General features: G+C 72.7%; 14 protein-coding genes. 12 read left to right on the top strand and 2 right to left on the bottom strand.

The window, feature by feature from the left end:
• The first annotated feature begins 120 nt into the window (after positions 1-120).
• Together OG788_RS16815 and hemW are read left to right on the top strand one after the other, a co-directional pair.
• A complete protein-coding gene (locus tag OG788_RS16815; RefSeq protein ID WP_406371728.1) occupies positions 121-2,265 on the top strand; it encodes a SpoIIE family protein phosphatase in 2,145 nt (714 codons plus the stop codon).
• 177 nt (positions 2,266-2,442) lie between these two features.
• Positions 2,443-3,675, top strand: a complete 1,233-nt coding sequence (gene hemW / locus OG788_RS16810; protein WP_406371726.1) for a radical SAM family heme chaperone HemW — start codon at positions 2,443-2,445, stop codon at positions 3,673-3,675.
• 34 nt (positions 3,676-3,709) lie between these two features.
• Here the strand turns inward: hemW and OG788_RS16805 are convergent, their stop codons facing one another.
• Both OG788_RS16805 and OG788_RS16800 read right to left on the bottom strand, forming a co-directional pair.
• The gene (locus tag OG788_RS16805) at positions 3,710-4,519 is read right to left on the bottom strand and encodes a DUF3097 domain-containing protein (protein ID WP_406371724.1); all 810 of its coding nucleotides are present in this window, start codon (positions 4,517-4,519) and stop codon (positions 3,710-3,712) included.
• A gap of 45 nt (positions 4,520-4,564) precedes the next feature.
• Positions 4,565-5,392, bottom strand: a complete 828-nt coding sequence (locus tag OG788_RS16800) for an MBL fold metallo-hydrolase (protein WP_406371722.1) — start codon at positions 5,390-5,392, stop codon at positions 4,565-4,567.
• 178 nt (positions 5,393-5,570) lie between these two features.
• Between OG788_RS16800 and hrcA the strand changes: the two genes are divergently transcribed.
• From hrcA to OG788_RS16750, 10 genes are all read left to right on the top strand, one after another.
• Entirely contained in the window at positions 5,571-6,587 is a 1,017-nt protein-coding gene (gene hrcA, locus OG788_RS16795; RefSeq protein ID WP_351538584.1) for a heat-inducible transcriptional repressor HrcA, read from the top strand.
• Positions 6,588-7,721 carry a molecular chaperone DnaJ gene (dnaJ, locus tag OG788_RS16790; RefSeq protein WP_266758621.1) on the top strand — a complete coding sequence of 378 codons (1,134 nt, stop codon included), beginning with the start codon at positions 6,588-6,590 and terminating at the stop codon, positions 7,719-7,721. It begins immediately after the preceding gene.
• A gap of 112 nt (positions 7,722-7,833) precedes the next feature.
• Positions 7,834-8,973 carry a nitronate monooxygenase gene (locus OG788_RS16785; RefSeq protein WP_406371720.1) on the top strand — a complete coding sequence of 380 codons (1,140 nt, stop codon included), beginning with the start codon at positions 7,834-7,836 and terminating at the stop codon, positions 8,971-8,973.
• Complete coding sequence (locus tag OG788_RS16780) at positions 8,970-9,716, top strand: 16S rRNA (uracil(1498)-N(3))-methyltransferase (protein WP_406371718.1); 747 nt, start codon at positions 8,970-8,972, stop codon at positions 9,714-9,716. Before OG788_RS16785 ends, OG788_RS16780 begins: the two co-directional genes overlap by 4 nt.
• A gap of 30 nt (positions 9,717-9,746) precedes the next feature.
• Positions 9,747-10,139 (top strand): VOC family protein, encoded by a 393-nt coding sequence (locus OG788_RS16775; RefSeq protein WP_351538570.1) that lies wholly within the window; start codon positions 9,747-9,749, stop codon positions 10,137-10,139.
• Positions 10,140-10,252: 113 nt separating this feature from the next.
• Entirely contained in the window at positions 10,253-10,822 is a 570-nt protein-coding gene (locus OG788_RS16770; protein WP_406371716.1) for a hypothetical protein, read from the top strand.
• A gap of 73 nt (positions 10,823-10,895) precedes the next feature.
• Positions 10,896-14,108 (top strand): S41 family peptidase, encoded by a 3,213-nt coding sequence (locus tag OG788_RS16765; protein WP_406371714.1) that lies wholly within the window; start codon positions 10,896-10,898, stop codon positions 14,106-14,108.
• A 314-nt stretch (positions 14,109-14,422) separates the two neighbouring features.
• Complete coding sequence (locus OG788_RS16760; protein WP_351538564.1) at positions 14,423-14,800, top strand: histidine triad nucleotide-binding protein; 378 nt, start codon at positions 14,423-14,425, stop codon at positions 14,798-14,800.
• 6 nt (positions 14,801-14,806) lie between these two features.
• Positions 14,807-15,712 (top strand): ribonuclease Z, encoded by a 906-nt coding sequence (locus OG788_RS16755; RefSeq protein WP_406371712.1) that lies wholly within the window; start codon positions 14,807-14,809, stop codon positions 15,710-15,712.
• A 128-nt stretch (positions 15,713-15,840) separates the two neighbouring features.
• Positions 15,841-16,833, top strand: a complete 993-nt coding sequence (locus OG788_RS16750; RefSeq protein WP_406371710.1) for an adenosine deaminase — start codon at positions 15,841-15,843, stop codon at positions 16,831-16,833.
• Positions 16,834-16,865: the final 32 nt, after the last annotated feature.

Raw genomic sequence — 16,865 nt, 5'->3', positions numbered from 1 at the left:
CCACTGATCTCACTCATGACGGCCCACTTCGGTGACTCGGTGCTTATGGGCGCCGCCAGTCTGTCACCCTGTCCGCATCGTCCGAGGTGTATTCGTCCGAACTGCCCAGGGAGCCGCACAGTGGGGGCCATTCCGACGCAACGGGAGTCCATGGCGTGCGCCCCGGACGCGCCCGCGCATCACCGCGCCGGCCAGGACGCCGTCGCCCGTACGTCGTTACCGGGCACTCCGCTCGCCCCTGGAGCCGCCCGCCGGTTCCTTTTCGACACGCTCGTGAGCTGGGCCGAACTGGCCCTGCCCGGCACCGAGATCATCGACGACCGGCTCACCGACGACGCCGCGGTGGTGGTCAGCGAGCTCGTCACCAACGCCGTCGTGCACGCGGGCACCGACGTCGAGCTGCTGTGCCGGCTGGAGAACCCGGCCGACGGCTCGTCCGGCCCGCTGGTCGTGGAGGTCTCCGACCACCACCCCTCCCGCGCCATACGGGACGACAGCGCCGAACGCTCCTACGGAACACCGGAGTACGGGCGCGGTCTGAGTCTCGTCTCCGCGCTCTCCGAGGCCTGGGGGATCACCTATCGCCCGGGCGTCAAGACGGTGTGGGCGCGGCTGCTGACCGACGGGAGCGCCGGTGCCCGGTCCGGGACGGACGCGTTCGCGGACGACCTGCACGGGACGGGTGGATTCTCGGAGGCGGACGACCTGCACGGAGCCGGTGGATTCCCGGGCGCCGACGACCTGCCTCGGGCCTGTGGATTCGCGGACCCCGACGGCCTCCCCGGAAGGGGCGGGTTTCCCGACGCCGACGGTCTCACGGGCGCCGCGGGCGGGGCGGACCCGGACAGGACCGTCGGGTACGCCGAGGGGCGCGCCCCGGGGTTCCGGCCGAGGGCCGGCGCCGGGTTCCACCCCGCGATATCCGCCCCCGGGGCGACGCGGAGTACCGGGCAGGGGCACGACTGGCTCGGCCGGGGGGCCCTCTCCTTTCTGGCCGAGGCCTCCGACCTGCTCGCCGGGCAGCTCGACGAGGACCTGGTCGCCGCACTCGCCGGGCAGCTCCTCGTGCCACGCCTCGCCGACTGGTGCGCCGTGTGGCTGGAGGACGAGGCCACCGACCGGGCGGGCGGTCTCGGCCTCGCCTTCGGACCCCGCCTCGCCCGTGTCTGGCACAGCAGCGAGAACTTCATCGAGGGGCTGCGCCGCTCCCTGGAGCAGGACCCGCCGCGGCTGCCCGACGCGGTGCGGTCCCGGGCCGTCCCGGTGCACTGGCCCGGCGAGGCGCTGGGCGCCCGCGGGGCGAGCGGTGCGGCGCTGGCGTACCGGCTGATCGCGGGCGGCCGGCCGCTGGGCACGCTCGTCATCGGGCGGGCCGGACTGCCCGCCTTCCCCGACGAGGTCACCGGGCTCGTCGAGGACCTCAGCCGCCGTATCGCCCTCGCCATCGGCGCCGCGCGCCAGTACGCGCGCCAGGCCACCATCAGCCGGGTCCTGCAGCGCGGACTGCTGCCGGGCGCGGTCGCCGAGATCCCCGGGGTGCACAGCGCCCTCGTCTACGAGCCGCTCGACAAGGGCGGGCCCAGCGGCGACTTCTACGACGTGTTCCCGGCCGGCGACGGACGCTGGTGCTTCGCCGTCGGCGACGTCCAGGGCAAGGGACCCGAGGCCGCCGTCGTGATCGGTCTGGCCCGGCCCTGGCTGCGGCTGCTGGCCCGCGAGGGCTACGACGTGGCGGACGTCCTCGACCGGCTCAACCAGCTCCTCCTGGACGACGCGACGGAAGCCGCGGACGCGGCGGCCCGCGCGCTCGTGGCCGCGGGCGGACCCGGGCTCGGCACCGACCTCGGCCCGCAGACGCGCTTCCTGTCCATGCTGTACGGCGAGCTGGTCCCCTTCGACGGCGGAGTGCGCTGCACCCTGGCCTCGGCCGGGCATCCACTGCCGCTGCTGCTGGACCCCGCGGGCGACGTGAGGGAAGTGGCCCGGCCGCAGACCCTGCTCGGCGTCTTCGAGGACCCCGAATACACCTCCGAGTCCTTCGAGCTGTACCCCGGTGACACCCTGCTGTGTGTCACCGACGGTGTGACGGAGCGGCGCGACGGCTCCCGCCAGTTCGACGACGACGACGGTCTCGCGCAGGCCCTCGCGGGCTGCGCCGGCCTGAACGCCGAGCTGATCGCCGAACGGATCCGCGGGCTGGTCCACGCATTCGGCACCCGCCCGCCGGAGGACGACATGGCCCTGCTGGTGTTACAGGCGCAGTAGGGCGACGGCCGTACACCGGGGAGGGCGCCGGGCGGGCCTGCGGCGGTGCGGTACGGGGGCAACCGGTGTCTCCGGCCGGGTACGGGACACGCGCCACGGACCGTTCGGGACGGTCGTCCGGGCGGGCCCGGGGCGGGACGGAAACGCGTACCCCGCCCGTACTGGACAATGGAACGCATGCCTTCCGCACTTCCCGACGGTGAGCCCGTCCCCGACGACGGGGCGCTGCCCGCGCACGCCATGGCCGGGGCGGCCGAGCGGCCCCTCGGGTTCTACCTCCACGTGCCGTACTGCGCGACCCGCTGCGGCTACTGCGACTTCAACACCTACACGGCGACCGAGCTGCGGGGCACCGGCGGCGTGCTCGCCTCCCGCGACAACTACGCGGACACCCTGATCGACGAGGTCCGCCTCGCCCGCAAGGTGCTCGGCGACGACCCGCGCCCCGTCCGTACGGTCTTCGTCGGAGGCGGTACGCCCACACTGCTGGCCGCCGACGATCTCGTGCGGATGCTGGGCGCGATCCGGGACGAGTTCGGGCTCGCGGACGACGCGGAGATCACGACGGAGGCGAACCCGGAGTCGGTCGACCCGGAGTACCTCTCGACGCTGCGTGCCGGTGGCTTCAACCGTGTCTCCTTCGGCATGCAGAGTGCCCGGCAGCACGTCCTGAAGGTGCTCGACCGCACGCACACCCCCGGCCGCCCGGAGGCCTGCGTCGCCGAGGCCCGCGCGGCCGGCTTCGCACATGTGAACCTGGATCTGATCTACGGCACGCCGGGGGAGTCGGACGACGACTGGCGGGCATCGCTCGAAGCGGCCCTCGGCGCCGGTCCCGACCACATCTCCGCCTACGCGCTCATCGTCGAGGAGGGCACGCAGCTCGCGCGCCGCATCCGCCGCGGCGAGGTCCCGATGACCGACGACGACGTGCACGCGGACCGCTATCTCATCGCGGACGAGGTGATGTCGGCGGCGGGCTTCGACTGGTACGAGGTGTCGAACTGGGCCACCTCCGAGGCCGGCCGCTGTCTGCACAACGAGCTGTACTGGCGCGGCGCCGACTGGTGGGGCGCGGGCCCCGGAGCGCACAGCCACGTCGGCGGCGTTCGCTGGTGGAACGTGAAGCATCCCGGCGCGTACGCGTCCGCCCTGGCCTCGGGCCGCTCGCCGGGCGCCGGGCGCGAACTCCTCTCCGAGGAGGACCGCCGGGTCGAGCGCATCCTCCTGGAACTGCGGCTGCGCGAGGGCTGCCCGCTCTCCCTGCTCCGCCCCGACGGGCTCGCGGCCTCCCGCCGCGCGCTGTCCGACGGGCTCCTCGAAGCCGGTCCGTACGACGCCGGTCGCGCCGTCCTCACCCTGCGCGGACGGCTGCTCGCGGACGCGGTCGTCCGGGATCTGGTGGACTGAACACTGTTCCCATGTGGTCCGCGGCCATGATCTTTCACTCGGGCGGCGCCGTGACGAAGTCGATCAGCTCCTCCACCCGGCCCAGGAGTTCCGGCTCCAGGTCCTTGTAGGAGCGCACCCGGGACAGGATGTGCTGCCAGGCCGCGCCGGTGTTCTCCGGCCAGCCCAGGGCCCGGCACACGCCCGTCTTCCAGTCCTGGCCGCGCGGTACCCGGGGCCAGCCCGGGATGCCCACGGAGGACGGCTTCACGGCCTCCCAGACGTCGATGTACGGGTGACCCAGCACCAGGGCGTGGTCGCTCGTGACCGCCTCGGCGATCCGGGACTCCTTCGAACCGGGGACCAGGTGGTCGACGAGGACGCCGAGCCGGGCGTCCGGGCCCGGGTCGAACGCGGCGACGATCGCCGGGAGGTCGTCGACGCCCTCCAGGTACTCCACGACGACGCCCTCGATGCGCAGATCGTCGCCCCACACCCGCTCGACCAGTTCGGCGTCGTGGCGGCCCTCGACGTAGATGCGCCCGGCCCGCGCGACCCGGGCCCGGGCACCAGGGACCGCCACCGAGCCGGACGCCGTACGGCTGGGACGTACGGGCGCCCCGGCCGTCGGGCGCACCAGCGTCACCACCCTGCCCTCCAGCAGGAAGCCGCGAGGCTCCAGCGGGAACACCCGGTGCTTGCCGAAGCGGTCCTCCAGGGTCACCGTGCCCGCCTCGCAGCGGATCACCGCACCGCAGAATCCGGTGCCGGGCTCCTCGACCACCAGGCCCGGGTCCGCCGGGACCTCGGGCACGGGCTCGGGCTTCTTCCACGGCGGGGTCAGGTCCGGAGAGTACTGGCGCATTCGGATGACGATAGGAGAAGTGGCGGGCGGGTGGTGTGCTGATCCCTACGACACGCCGAAGCGCGTCGCCAGCTCCTCCCGCTGCGCCCGGACGAACGCCGCGTCCACCGCCGCCCCGTGCCCCGGGACGTACACCGCGTCCTCCCCGCCCAGGTCCACCAGCCGGTCCAGGGCGGCGGGCCAGTGCGACGGTACGGCGTCCGGGCCCGCCTGGGGTTCGCCGGACTCCTCCACCAGATCCCCGCAGAAGACGATCTCGGGCGACGCGAGCGATGCGCGCGACGGGAGCGACGCGCGCGGCGCGGGCCGGGCGGGCGACGCGGGCGATCCCGGTGGCTCCGCCGACGGGGGCGCTCCGGGTGCGCCGGGGATCAGGACCGCCAGGTCGTGGCCCGTGTGCCCCGGGCCGACGTTCGCCAGCAGCACCTGGAGCCCGCCGCCGAGGTCGAGCGTCCACTCGCCGCTCACGGAGTGCCGGGGAGCGACCAGCAGGTCCGCCGCCTCGGCCGCGGCGTCCGGGTCGAGACCGTTGCGCACGGCGTCCGCGCACAGCTCCTCGCGCTCGTACGCGAAGACCGCGTCCAGCCCGACCGCGCCGAAGACCTCGACGTCCGTGAACGCCGCCGCGCCGAAGACGTGATCGAAATGCGGGTGGGTCAGTGCGAGGTGCGTCACTCGGCGCTCCGGCCCGAGGAGCCGTTCGGCCTCGGCGCGCAGCCACCCGCCCTCCGCGAGGCTCGACCCCGCGTCGATCATCAGGGCCGCGCCCTCGCCGACGACGAGCCCGACCGTGCAGTCCCAGTCCGGAAGTCGCCGCCGCCCGACCCGGGCTGCCACCCTTTCCCACCCCAGCTCTTCCCAAGTCAGCCTCATACGGCGACGCTAGCGGTGACCGGGTGCCGCGCACGACATCGCAGGCCCGCCCTTGCCGGGGTCGTGCCTCACCGCCGTACACTGGGCCGGGGAACGTTGGCACTCGCGTGCGCTGAGTGCCAGGCGAAAGCCACGAAGGCCACGAAGACCATCGAGTCGACTTCTGGAGGTGTGCGCGATGCTCAGTGAACGCAGGCTCGAGGTGCTGCGCGCCATCGTCCAGGACTATGTCGGCACCGAGGAACCGGTCGGTTCCAAGGCGCTCACCGAGCGGCACAGGCTCGGCGTGTCGCCGGCGACCGTCCGCAACGACATGGCCGCCCTGGAGGACGAGGGCTACATCGCCCAGCCGCACACCAGCGCCGGGCGCATCCCCACGGACAAGGGGTACCGGCTCTTCGTCGACAAGCTCGCCGGAGTCAAGCCGATGACCGCGCCAGAGCGGCGGGCCATCCAGAACTTCCTGGACGGTGCCGTCGACCTCGACGACGTCGTCGGGCGGACCGTGCGGCTGCTCGCGCAGCTCACCCGCCAGGTCGCCGTCGTGCAGTACCCCTCGCTGACCCGCTCGACCGTGCGCCATGTGGAGCTGCTGTCGCTCGCCCCCGCGCGGGTGATGCTCGTGCTGATCACGGACACCGGCCGGGTCGAGCAGCGCATGATCAACTGTCCGGCGCCGTTCGGCGAGACGTCGCTCGCGGATCTGCGGGCCCGGCTCAACAGCAGGGTCGCCGGGCGCCCCTTCGCGGACGTCCCGCAGCTCGTCCAGGACCTCCCGGACGCCTTCGAGGCGGAGGACCGGGGTACGGTCTCGACAGTGCTCTCCACTCTGCTGGAGACACTCGTCGAGGAGACCGAGGAGCGGCTGATGATCGGCGGTACCGCCAATCTCACCCGTTTCGGACATGACTTCCCTCTCACCATCCGGCCGGTGCTCGAAGCGCTGGAGGAGCAGGTTGTGCTCCTCAAGTTGCTTGGAGAGGCCGGGGATTCGAGCATGACCGTGCGAATCGGGCACGAGAACGCGTACGAGGGACTCAACTCCACGTCCGTGGTCTCGGTCGGCTACGGTTCGGGCGGCGAGGCAGTAGCCAAACTCGGCGTGGTCGGCCCGACCCGCATGGATTACCCGGGAACGATGGGAGCGGTACGAGCGGTGGCACGGTACGTCGGACAGATCCTGGCGGAGTCCTAAGTGGCCACGGACTACTACGCCGTACTCGGCGTGCGCCGCGACGCGTCCCAGGACGAGATCAAGAAGGCGTTCAGGAGGCTCGCTCGCGAGCTGCACCCGGACGTCAATCCCGATCCGAAGACGCAGGAGCGGTTCAAGGAGATCAACGCCGCGTACGAGGTGTTGTCGGACCCGCAGAAGAAGCAGGTCTACGACCTCGGCGGGGACCCGCTGTCCCAGCAGGGCGGTGCCGCCGGCGGCTTCGGCGCGGGCGGCTTCGGGAACTTCTCGGACATCATGGACGCCTTCTTCGGCACGGCGTCGCAGCGCGGACCGCGCTCGCGCACCCGCCGGGGCCAGGACGCCATGATCCGGCTGGAGATCGAGCTGGACGAGGCGGCCTTCGGCACCACGAAGGACATCCAGGTCGACACGGCCGTCGTCTGCGCCACCTGCAACGGCGAGGGCGCCGCGCCCGGCACCGCCGCGCAGACCTGTGACATGTGCCGCGGTCGCGGCGAGGTGTCCCAGGTGACGCGGTCCTTCCTCGGCCAGGTCATGACCTCGCGGCCGTGTCCGCAGTGCCAGGGCTTCGGCACCGTGGTCCCGACCCCGTGCCCCGAGTGCGCGGGCGACGGCCGGGTCCGGTCCCGTCGCACCCTCACGGTCAAGATCCCGGCCGGTGTGGACAACGGCACACGGATCCAGCTCGCGGGCGAGGGCGAGGTCGGCCCCGGCGGCGGCCCCGCCGGTGACCTGTACGTCGAGATCCACGAGCTGCCGCACTCGACCTTCCAGCGGCGGGGCGACGACCTGCACTGCACGGTCACCATCCCGATGACCGCGGCGTCCCTCGGCACCAAGGTGCCGCTGGAGACCCTCGACGGCATGGAGGAGGTCGACATCCGTCCGGGCACCCAGTCCGGTCAGTCGATCCCGCTGCACGGCCGGGGCGTGACCCACTTGCGCGGCGGCGGCCGGGGCGACCTCATCGTGCACGTCGAGGTCACCACGCCGACCAAGCTCGACGCGGAGCAGGAGCGGGTGCTGCGCGAGCTCGCCATACTGCGCGGCGAGGAGCGGCCCACCGGTCAGTTCCAGCCTGGTCAGCAGGGGCTCTTCTCCCGGCTGAAGGACGCCTTCAACGGGCGCTGACCCAGGCGCGGCGCGGGGTGGGAATGCCACCCCGTGCCCGCCCATCCCGGTGGCCTATGCCGGGCGGACGGCCGGATTCGGACTTGTACTGAGGACGTGACAACATGCCGTCATGTCCTCCGCACTGACCGATCTCTTCCCTCACCCGATCGTGCAGGCCCCCATGGCGGGCGGCGTTTCCGTCCCCCAGCTCGCGGCCGCCGTGTCCGAGGCGGGCGGGCTCGGATTCCTCGCCGCCGGGTACAAGACCGCCGACGGCATGTACCAGGAGATCAAGCAGCTGCGCGGGCTGACCGGACGTCCCTTCGGCGTCAATCTGTTCATGCCCCAGCCCGAGTACCCCGGTGCGGGCACCGGCTCCACCGGAGCGGTCGGCGCCGCGCTGCCTTCCGCCGCCGCCGTCGAGGTCTACGCCAACCAGCTCGCGGGTGAGGCCGCCTGGTACGAGACCGAGCTCGGCGATCCGGACAGCGGCCGCGACGACGGCTACGACGCCAAGCTCGCCGTCCTCCTCGACAACCCGGTGGCCGTGGTCTCCTTCCACTTCGGCGTGCCGAGCCAGGACGTGCTGGACTCCCTGCGCCGTGCAGGCACGCTCACCCTGGTCACCGCCACCACGGCCGAGGAAGCCCTCGCCGTGCAGCGGGCCGGTGCCGCCGCCGTCATCGTGCAGGGCATCGAGGCCGGCGGACACCAGGGCACCCACCGCGACAACCCGGAGACGGACGGCACGGGCGTCGGGCTGCTCTCCCTGGTCGCGCAGGTCCGCGAGACCGTGCAGATCCCGATCGTCGCGGCCGGCGGCATCATGCGCGGCAGCCAGATCGCCGCCGTCCTCGCCGCGGGCGCGAACGCGGCCCAGCTCGGCACCGCGTTCCTCGCCACCCCCGAGTCCGGCGCGAACGCCGTGCACAAGGAGGCGCTGACCAACCCCCTCTTCGTCCGCACGGAACTCACGCGCGCGTTCTCCGGGCGACCGGCGCGCGGGCTGGCCAACCGCTTCATGCGCGAGCACGGCCCGTACGCCCCCGCCGCCTACCCCGAGATCCACCACCTGACCTCGCCGCTGCGCAAGGCGGCCGCGAAGGCGGGCGACGCGCAGGGCATGGCGCTGTGGGCGGGTCAGGGCCACCGCATGGCGCGCGACCTGCCCGCCGGGCAGCTGGTGGACGTACTGAACGCCGAAATCGCCGCCGCCAAGACAGCGTTGTCGGCAACCGACGAGACCCCGGAAGAGGGTGCGGCCCGATGACGGCACCGGTGTTCCTGGTCGAGCACTTCGAAGCGGGCGGCGGACGCTACGTCCTCGACGGAGCCGAGGGACGGCACGCCGTCTCCGTGAAACGGCTGCGGCCCGGCGAGGACGTCGTGCTCACCGACGGGGCCGGGCGCTGGGCGGACTGCGTCGTCCTCGACACCGAGGGCAAGGACCGGCTGATCGTGTCGATGGGCTCGGTGGCGGAGGAACCGGCCGAGGAGCCGCGCATCACGGTCGTCCAGGCCCTGCCCAAGGGCGACCGGGGCGAGCTGGCCGTCGAGACCATGACCGAGACCGGCGTCGACGCGATCGTCCCCTGGGCCGCCTCCCGCTGCATCACGCAGTGGAAGGGCGACCGGGGTCTGAAGGCGCTCACCAAGTGGCGCGCCACCGCCCGGGAGGCCGGCAAGCAGTCCCGCCGGGTGCGCTTCCCGGAGGTCGCGGACGCGATGACGACCAAGCAGGTTGCCGCACTTCTGGCCAAAGCCGATCTCGCCGCCGTACTCCACGAGGACACCGAACTGGGCACCGAGCCGTTCGCGACGGCCGGCCTGCCCGGCTCCGGGGAGATCGTCCTGGTGGTCGGCCCCGAGGGCGGAATCTCCCCCGAAGAGGTCGCGCTCTTCACCGAGGCGGGCGCGAAGATGTTCCACCTGGGGCGTACGGTGCTGCGTACGTCGACGGCCGGGACCGTGGCCACGGCACTGCTGCTGGCCCGCACCGGCCGCTGGTCCTGACCCGTCACCCGCACATCCAGCAGGGATTCCATGGAACTCGCCCAGGTACGGCTGCTCGTCTCCGACTTCGCCTCCTGCTACCGCTTCTACTCCGAAGTCCTCGGCCTCAAGCCCCAGTCGGGCGCGGCAAAGGGCCCGTACGAGAAGTTCAGTCCCGTCATCGGATCGGCGGGCATCGCCCTCCAGGACCGCGCGATGATGGCCGAGATCCTGGGTGAGATCGGTGACGTGGTGACCGGGCACCGTTCGCTGGTGGTGCTGCGGGTGGACGACCTCGACACCTACTGCGAGCAGGTCGTCTCGCGCGGCGCGACCCTGCTGCACGGCCCGGCGCCCATGACGGACCGCATGCGCGTCGCCCATCTCAAGGACCCCGAGGGGAACTTGGTGGAACTCCAGGAGTGGCAGCTGCTGCTCGGCTGACGAGCGGCCCGGACCCGCCCGGCCACGGCACGGGGAACTCCTTCGGGTGGTTGTGCGCCCGATGGCCGCATGCGGTCTACCGCGGTACGCCGTGCGGTGGCACGCTGCCGTCCATGGGGGCTTTGAGGCGTATCAGGAGCCGGACGGGACGCAGGCGGGTGCTGATGGCCGTCGGGCTGGGCGCGACCGGCGTGTTCGGAGTGGCCGCGTGCGAGCCCGGGGACGGACTCAGCGCCGCCACCGTGTCCTACACGACCGACCAGACGGCGACCAAGGAACTCGAACGGCGCCACGTGGACGTGCGCTGGCTCAGCTGCACCGCGCACTACGGCGGCGCCAACAAGGTCTACACGCCCGGGAAGTCGCCCTCCCCGACGGAGAACACCGTGGCGTCCGTCGACTGCCAGGGCCAGACCGGCGACGGACGGGACATCGTCGTCAAGGGCAAGGTCACCCGCGCCGTCGACGGCGCCTGCGTACGCGGCGACCTGCGGGCCACCGTCGGCGGGAAGCAGGTGTTCCGCGTGAGCGGCCTGGGCGACTGCAACGCCACCCACGGCCCCACCCCGCCGGTCACCTACAACCCCCCGGACGGACAGCCCCGCCCCACCGTCACGGTCACCGTCACGAAGACCATGTGGTGCAAGGGCGACCCCACCTGCTGGCCCGCGCAGGGCAAGTGACCTGCCATGCTGTACACGGATCAAGTGATCCAAACCCCTGTCGGGGCGCGCGTCCGCTGCGTAGGGTGACCGGGTGACAGAGTCCGCACCCTCCGCGTATCTCCGGTTTCCGCATCTGCACGGCGAGTTGGTCGTCTTCACGGCCGAGGACGACATCTGGGCCGCTCCCCTCGACGGCGGCGGCCGCGCCTGGCGGATCAGCGCCGACAACGTACCGGTGAACCATCCGCGCATCTCCCCGGACGGCACGACCGTCGCCTGGACGTCCACGCGCGACGGCGCCCCCGAGGCCCACGTCGCCTCCCTGGCGGGCGGGCCCGCCAGACGGCTGACGTACTGGGGCAGTCCGAAGACCCAGGTACGCGGCTGGACCCCCGACGGACAGGTGCTCGCCCTCAGCACCCAGGGCCAGGCCAGCCTGCGCCGCACCTGGGCACGGTCCGTCCCGCTCGACGGCGGCCCCGCGACGACCCTGCCGTACGGCCCCGTCGGCGACGTCGCCCACGGCGCGCCCGGTGTCGTCCTGCTGTCCGCCCCGATGGGGCGCGAGGCGGCCTGGTGGAAGCGGTACCGCGGCGGCACGGCGGGCAAGCTGTGGATCGACCGGGACGGCGAGGGCGAGTTCGTCCGGCTGCACGAGGACATCGACGGGAACCTCGAATACCCCCTCTGGGTGGGCGAGAGGATCGCCTTCCTGTCCGACCACGAGGACGTCGGCGCCCTGTACTCCTCCCTCGCCGACGGATCCGACCTGCGACGGCATACGCCGACGGACGGTTTCTACGCCCGCCACGCGGCCACCGACGGCACCCGGGTGGTGTACGCGTCCGCCGGTGAACTGTGGCTCCTCGACGACCTCGACGGTGCCGAGCCGCGCCGGCTGGACATCCGGCTCGGCGGCCAGCGCGTCGACCAGCAGCCCCACCCCGTGAGCGCCTCGCGCTGGTTCTCCGCCGCCGCGCCCGACCACACCGGACGCGGCAGCGCGATCTCCGTGCGCGGCGCCGTCCACTGGATCACCCACCGCTCCGGACCGGCCCGCGCGCTCGCCGGCGAGCAGGGCGTCCGCGCCCGGCTGCCCCGCACCTTCCGTGCCGAGGGCGAGGAACACGTGGTCTGGGTGACGGACGCGGAGGGCGACGACGCCCTCGAATTCGCCCCCGCCACCGGCGTCGCCCCCGGAGCCACCCCGCGACGGCTCGCCGCGGGCGCGCTCGGCAGGGTCCTCGGCCTCGCCATGGCACCCGACGGAAGCCGCGCCGCCGTCGCCTCCCACGACGGGCGCGTGCTGCTCGTCGAGCGCGAGAGCGGCGAGGTCCGCGAGGTGGACCGCAGCGAGGACGGCGAGGTCACCGGACTCGTCTTCTCGCCCGACTCCGCGTGGCTCGCCTGGTCGCACCCCGGACCGCGCCCGCTGCGCCACCTCAAGCTCGCCAACACCACCGACCTGTCGGTGACCGAGGCGACCCCGCTGCGCTTCCGGGACTACGCACCGGCGTTCACCCTCGACGGCAAGCACCTCGCGTTCCTCTCGGCGCGTGCCTTCGACCCCGTCTACGACGAGCACGTCTTCGACCTGGCGTTCGTCGGCGGCTCCCGGCCGTATCTGATCACCCTGGCCGCGACGACACCGTCCCCCTTCGGGCCGCAGCGCCACGGCAGGCCCTTCGAGGCGCCCGACAAGGACGAGACGCCCGACAGCGAGGGCACCCCCAGCACCCGTATCGACCTGGACGGGCTCGCCGACCGGATCGTGCCGTTCCCCGTCGAGGCCGCCCGCTACTCGACGCTGCGCGCCGCCAAGGACGGGCTGCTGTGGCTGCGCCACCCGCTGCGGGGCGTGCTCGGCTCCTCCCGCGCCACCCCGGACGACCCGGACCCGAAGACCGAACTGGAGCGGTACGACCTCGCCCAGCAGCGCATCGAGCACCTCGCCGCGGACGCCGACCACTTCACCGTCACCGGAGACGGCAAGCGCGTCCTGCTGTGGACCGACGGCAAGCTCAAGGTCGTCCCCAGCGACCGGCGCGCCTCGAACGACGACGAGAGCGACACGAACATCACCGTCGACCTGTCGCGGGTGCGCCAGACCGTCGACCCGGCCGCCGAATGGCGCCAGATGTACGACGAGACCGGCCGCCTCATGCGCGACAACTTCTGGCGTCCCGACCTGGGCGGCGTCGACTGGGAAGCGGTCCTCGACCGGTACCGGCCGGTCCTGGAACGGGTCGCCACCCACGACGACCTCGTCGACCTGCTGTGGGAGGTGCAGGGCGAACTCGGCACCTCGCACGCCTACGTCACCCCCCGCGGCGGATGGGGCGGCGGCGACCGGGCGCAGGGGCTCCTCGGAGCTGACATCTCCCGTCACGAGGACGGCAGCTGGCGCATCGACCGGATCCTCCCCTCGGAGACCTCCGACCCGGACGCGCGGGCCCCGCTCGCCGCGCCCGGCGTCGCGGTGCGCGCCGGGGACGCGATCGTCGCGGTCGGCGGACACCCCGTGGACCCGGTGGCCGGGCCCGCGCCGCTGCTCGTCGGCACCGCCGGCAAACCGGTGGAGCTGACCATCTCGCCCTCCGGCGGCGGCGACCCGCGCCACGCGGTCGTCGTACCGCTCGCCGACGAGGAGCCGCTGCGCTACCACGCGTGGGTCGCCGACCGGCGCCGCTACGTCCACGAGCAGTCCGGCGGACGCCTCGGCTATCTCCACGTGCCGGACATGGTCGGCTCCGGCTGGGCGCAGCTCCACCGCGATCTGCGCATCGAGGTGGCCCGCGAAGGCCTCGTCGTGGACGTCCGGGAGAACCGCGGCGGCCATACCTCCCAGCTCGTCGTGGAGAAACTCGCCCGGCGGATCGTCGGCTGGGACCTGCCCCGCGGCCTGCGTCCCTACAGCTACCCGGAGGACGCGCCGCGCGGCCCGGTCGTCGCCGTCGCCAACGAGTTCTCCGGCTCCGACGGCGACATCGTCAACGCGGCGATCAAGGCGCTCGGCATCGGACCCGTGGTCGGCACCCGCACCTGGGGCGGCGTCATCGGCATCGACAGCCGCTACCGTCTCGTCGACGGCACCTCCGTCACCCAGCCCAAGTACGCCTTCTGGCTCGAGGGCTACGAGTGGAACGTCGAGAACCACGGTGTCGATCCCGACGTCGAGGTCGTCCAGGCCCCGCAGGACCACGCGGCCGGCCGCGACACCCAGCTCGACGAGGCGGTCAGGATCGCGCTGGCCGCGCTGGAGGAGAACCCGGCGAAGACCGCGCCCGCGCTGCCGCCGCTGTGACCCGGCGGGGCGGGCGGGCGCCACGAGCCGCCCGCCCCACCGGGCCGCCGGGTCTGTCGTCTGGATCAGGTCGCAGGGAATTCCGGTGGTCGATGAAACGCCGGTGAGCGGGGTCTGGTGCGTTCGGCTGCAAGGCGGAGGAGGGAGTCGACGCGATGGGGGTCTCCCCGCTCGAGCGGAGCCGAGAGTGGGGGAGTCGGCGAGTGACGACTACGCCGCGGATGGGCGTGCCAAACCCCGCGTCTGTGGCCTGAGCCAAACGACAGGCCCTAGCATGCGGAGGTAATGATCGGCTGGCGTGAGGAGGCACACGCATGGCGCAGGAGCCGAGGCGAGCAGAGGGCGGGGAGCCGCAGGACGACTGCCTGTTCTGCAAGATCGTGGCCGGGCACATTCCGGCGACGCTGGTGCGCGAGACCGACACGACCGTGGCGTTCCGTGACATCAACCCGCAGGCGCCGACCCACATCCTGGTCATCCCCAGGGTGCACTACCCGGACGCGGCCTCCCTGGCCGCCGCCGAACCCGCCGTCGCGGCGGACCTCCTGCGCGAGGCCGGCGAGGTCGCGGGCGAGGAGAAACTGGAGAGCTACCGCGTCGTGTTCAACACGGGCAGCGGTGCCGGACAGACCGTCTTCCACGCGCACGCCCATCTCCTGGGCGGCCGCGGCATGCAGTGGCCGCCGGGATAACCGGCCTTGTCCGCACGTGAACTGGTGGTCCTCGGCACCGCCAGCCAGGTTCCGACCCGGCACCGCAACCACAACGGCTACCTGCTGCGCTGGGACGGTGAGGGGCTCCTCTTCGACCCCGGTGAGGGCACGCAGCGCCAGATGCTGCGCGCCGGGGTCGCCGCGCACGATGTGCACCGCATCTTCGTCACGCACTTCCACGGCGACCACTCGCTCGGACTCGGCGGGGTGATCCAGCGCATCAACCTCGACCGCGTACCGCACGAGGTGACCGCGCACTACCCGCTCTCCGGACAGCACTTCTTCGAGCGGCTGCGCTACGCCACCGCCTACCGCGAGACCGCCCGGCTGACCGAGGCGCCGGTCGCGGACGACGGTGTCCTCGCGACGACCCCCGCGTACACCCTGGAGGCCCGCAGGCTCTCCCACCCCGTCGAGTCCTTCGGGTACCGGCTGGTCGAACCGGACGGGCGGCGGATACTGCCCGAGCGGCTCGCCGAGCACGGGATCAAGGGGCCCGACGTCGGGGTGCTGCAACGGGACGGCTCGCTGCGGGGCGTCAGCCTCGACGACGTCAGCGAGGTGCGACGCGGACAGCGGTTCGCGTTCGTCATGGACACCCGGCTGTGCGAAGGCGTGGACGCGCTCGCCGAGGACTGCGACCTGCTCGTCATCGAGTCGACCTTCCTCGACGGCGACCACAGGCTCGCCTCGGACCACGGTCATCTGACGGCGGGCCAGGCGGCCCGGGTGGCCAAGGAAGCGGGCGTACGGCACCTCGTGCTCACCCACTTCAGCCAGCGGTACTCCGATCCCGGGGAGTTCGAACGCGAGGCCCGCGCGGCGGGGTTCGACGGGGAGCTGACGGTGGCGCACGACCTGGTGAGAGTGCCGGTCCCGAAGCGACGGTGACGGCTCGGGCCGCTCCAGGTCCGCCCGGTGCCGCTCGCGTTCCGGGGCAGCCCGGTGGCGCTCCGACGTCCCGGTGTCGGGAAGGTGCCGGTTTCGGTGTGCCCGGGAAGCGACCGTACGATGCTTCGATGTCCCTCCCCAAGGCTGAACTGCACCTCCACATCGAAGGCACCCTCGAACCCGAGCTGGCCTTCGCGCTCGCCGCGCGCAACGGCGTCACCCTGCCGTACGCGGACACCGAGGAACTGCGCAAGGCGTATCTCTTCGACGACCTCCAGACGTTCCTGAACCTGTACTACGAGCTCATGGCCGTGCTGCGGACGGAAGCGGACTTCGCCGACCTGGCCGACGCCTACCTCGCCCGGGCCGCGGCCCAGGGTGTGCGGCACGCGGAGATCTTCTTCGACCCGCAGGCGCACATCGCCCGGGGCGTGCCGATGGGGACGGTCGTCGAGGGGCTGTGGCGGGTGCTCGGCCGCAGCGAGGAGACCCACGGTGTCTCCACCCAGCTGATCATGTGCTTCCTGCGCGACGAGTCCGCCGAGTCCGCCATGGACACCCTGGAGGCCGCGAAGCCCTACCTCGACCGGATCGTCGGCATCGGCCTCGACTCCGCCGAGGTCGGCCACCCGCCGGTCAAGTTCCGCGCGGTCTACGAGGCCGCCGCCGAGCTCGGTCTGCGGCGCGTCGCGCACGCCGGTGAGGAGGGGCCGCCCTCGTACATCACCGAGGCCCTCGACCTCCTGGGCGTCGAGCGCATCGACCACGGGCTGCGCTGCATGGAGGACCCCGAGCTCGTCGAGCGACTGGTCCGGGAGCGGGTGCCGCTGACGCTCTGCCCGCTGTCGAACGTACGGCTGCGCGCCGTGGACGTCCTGGCGGAGCACCCGCTGCCCGCCATGCTGGACGCCGGGCTCCTGTGCACGGTCAACTCCGACGACCCCGCCTACTTCGGCGGATACGCCGGCGACAACTTCCACGCGGTGCGCGAGGCCCTGGGTCTCGGCGAGGAGCGGTTGCGGGAGCTGGCGCGCAACTCGTTCGAAGCATCCTTCCTGGAGCACGACGAGGAGCGCCGGGCGCGCTACCTCGCCGAGGTCGAGGCGTACGCGTTCCCGTAGCCGGGAGAGCGTCCGCCGGTCCGCCCGCCGGT

The organism is Streptomyces sp. NBC_00647 (assembly GCF_045207245.1).
In the GTDB taxonomy this organism is placed as follows: domain Bacteria; phylum Actinomycetota; class Actinomycetes; order Streptomycetales; family Streptomycetaceae; genus Streptomyces.
This window is presented reverse-complemented; position numbering and strand designations above follow the sequence as displayed.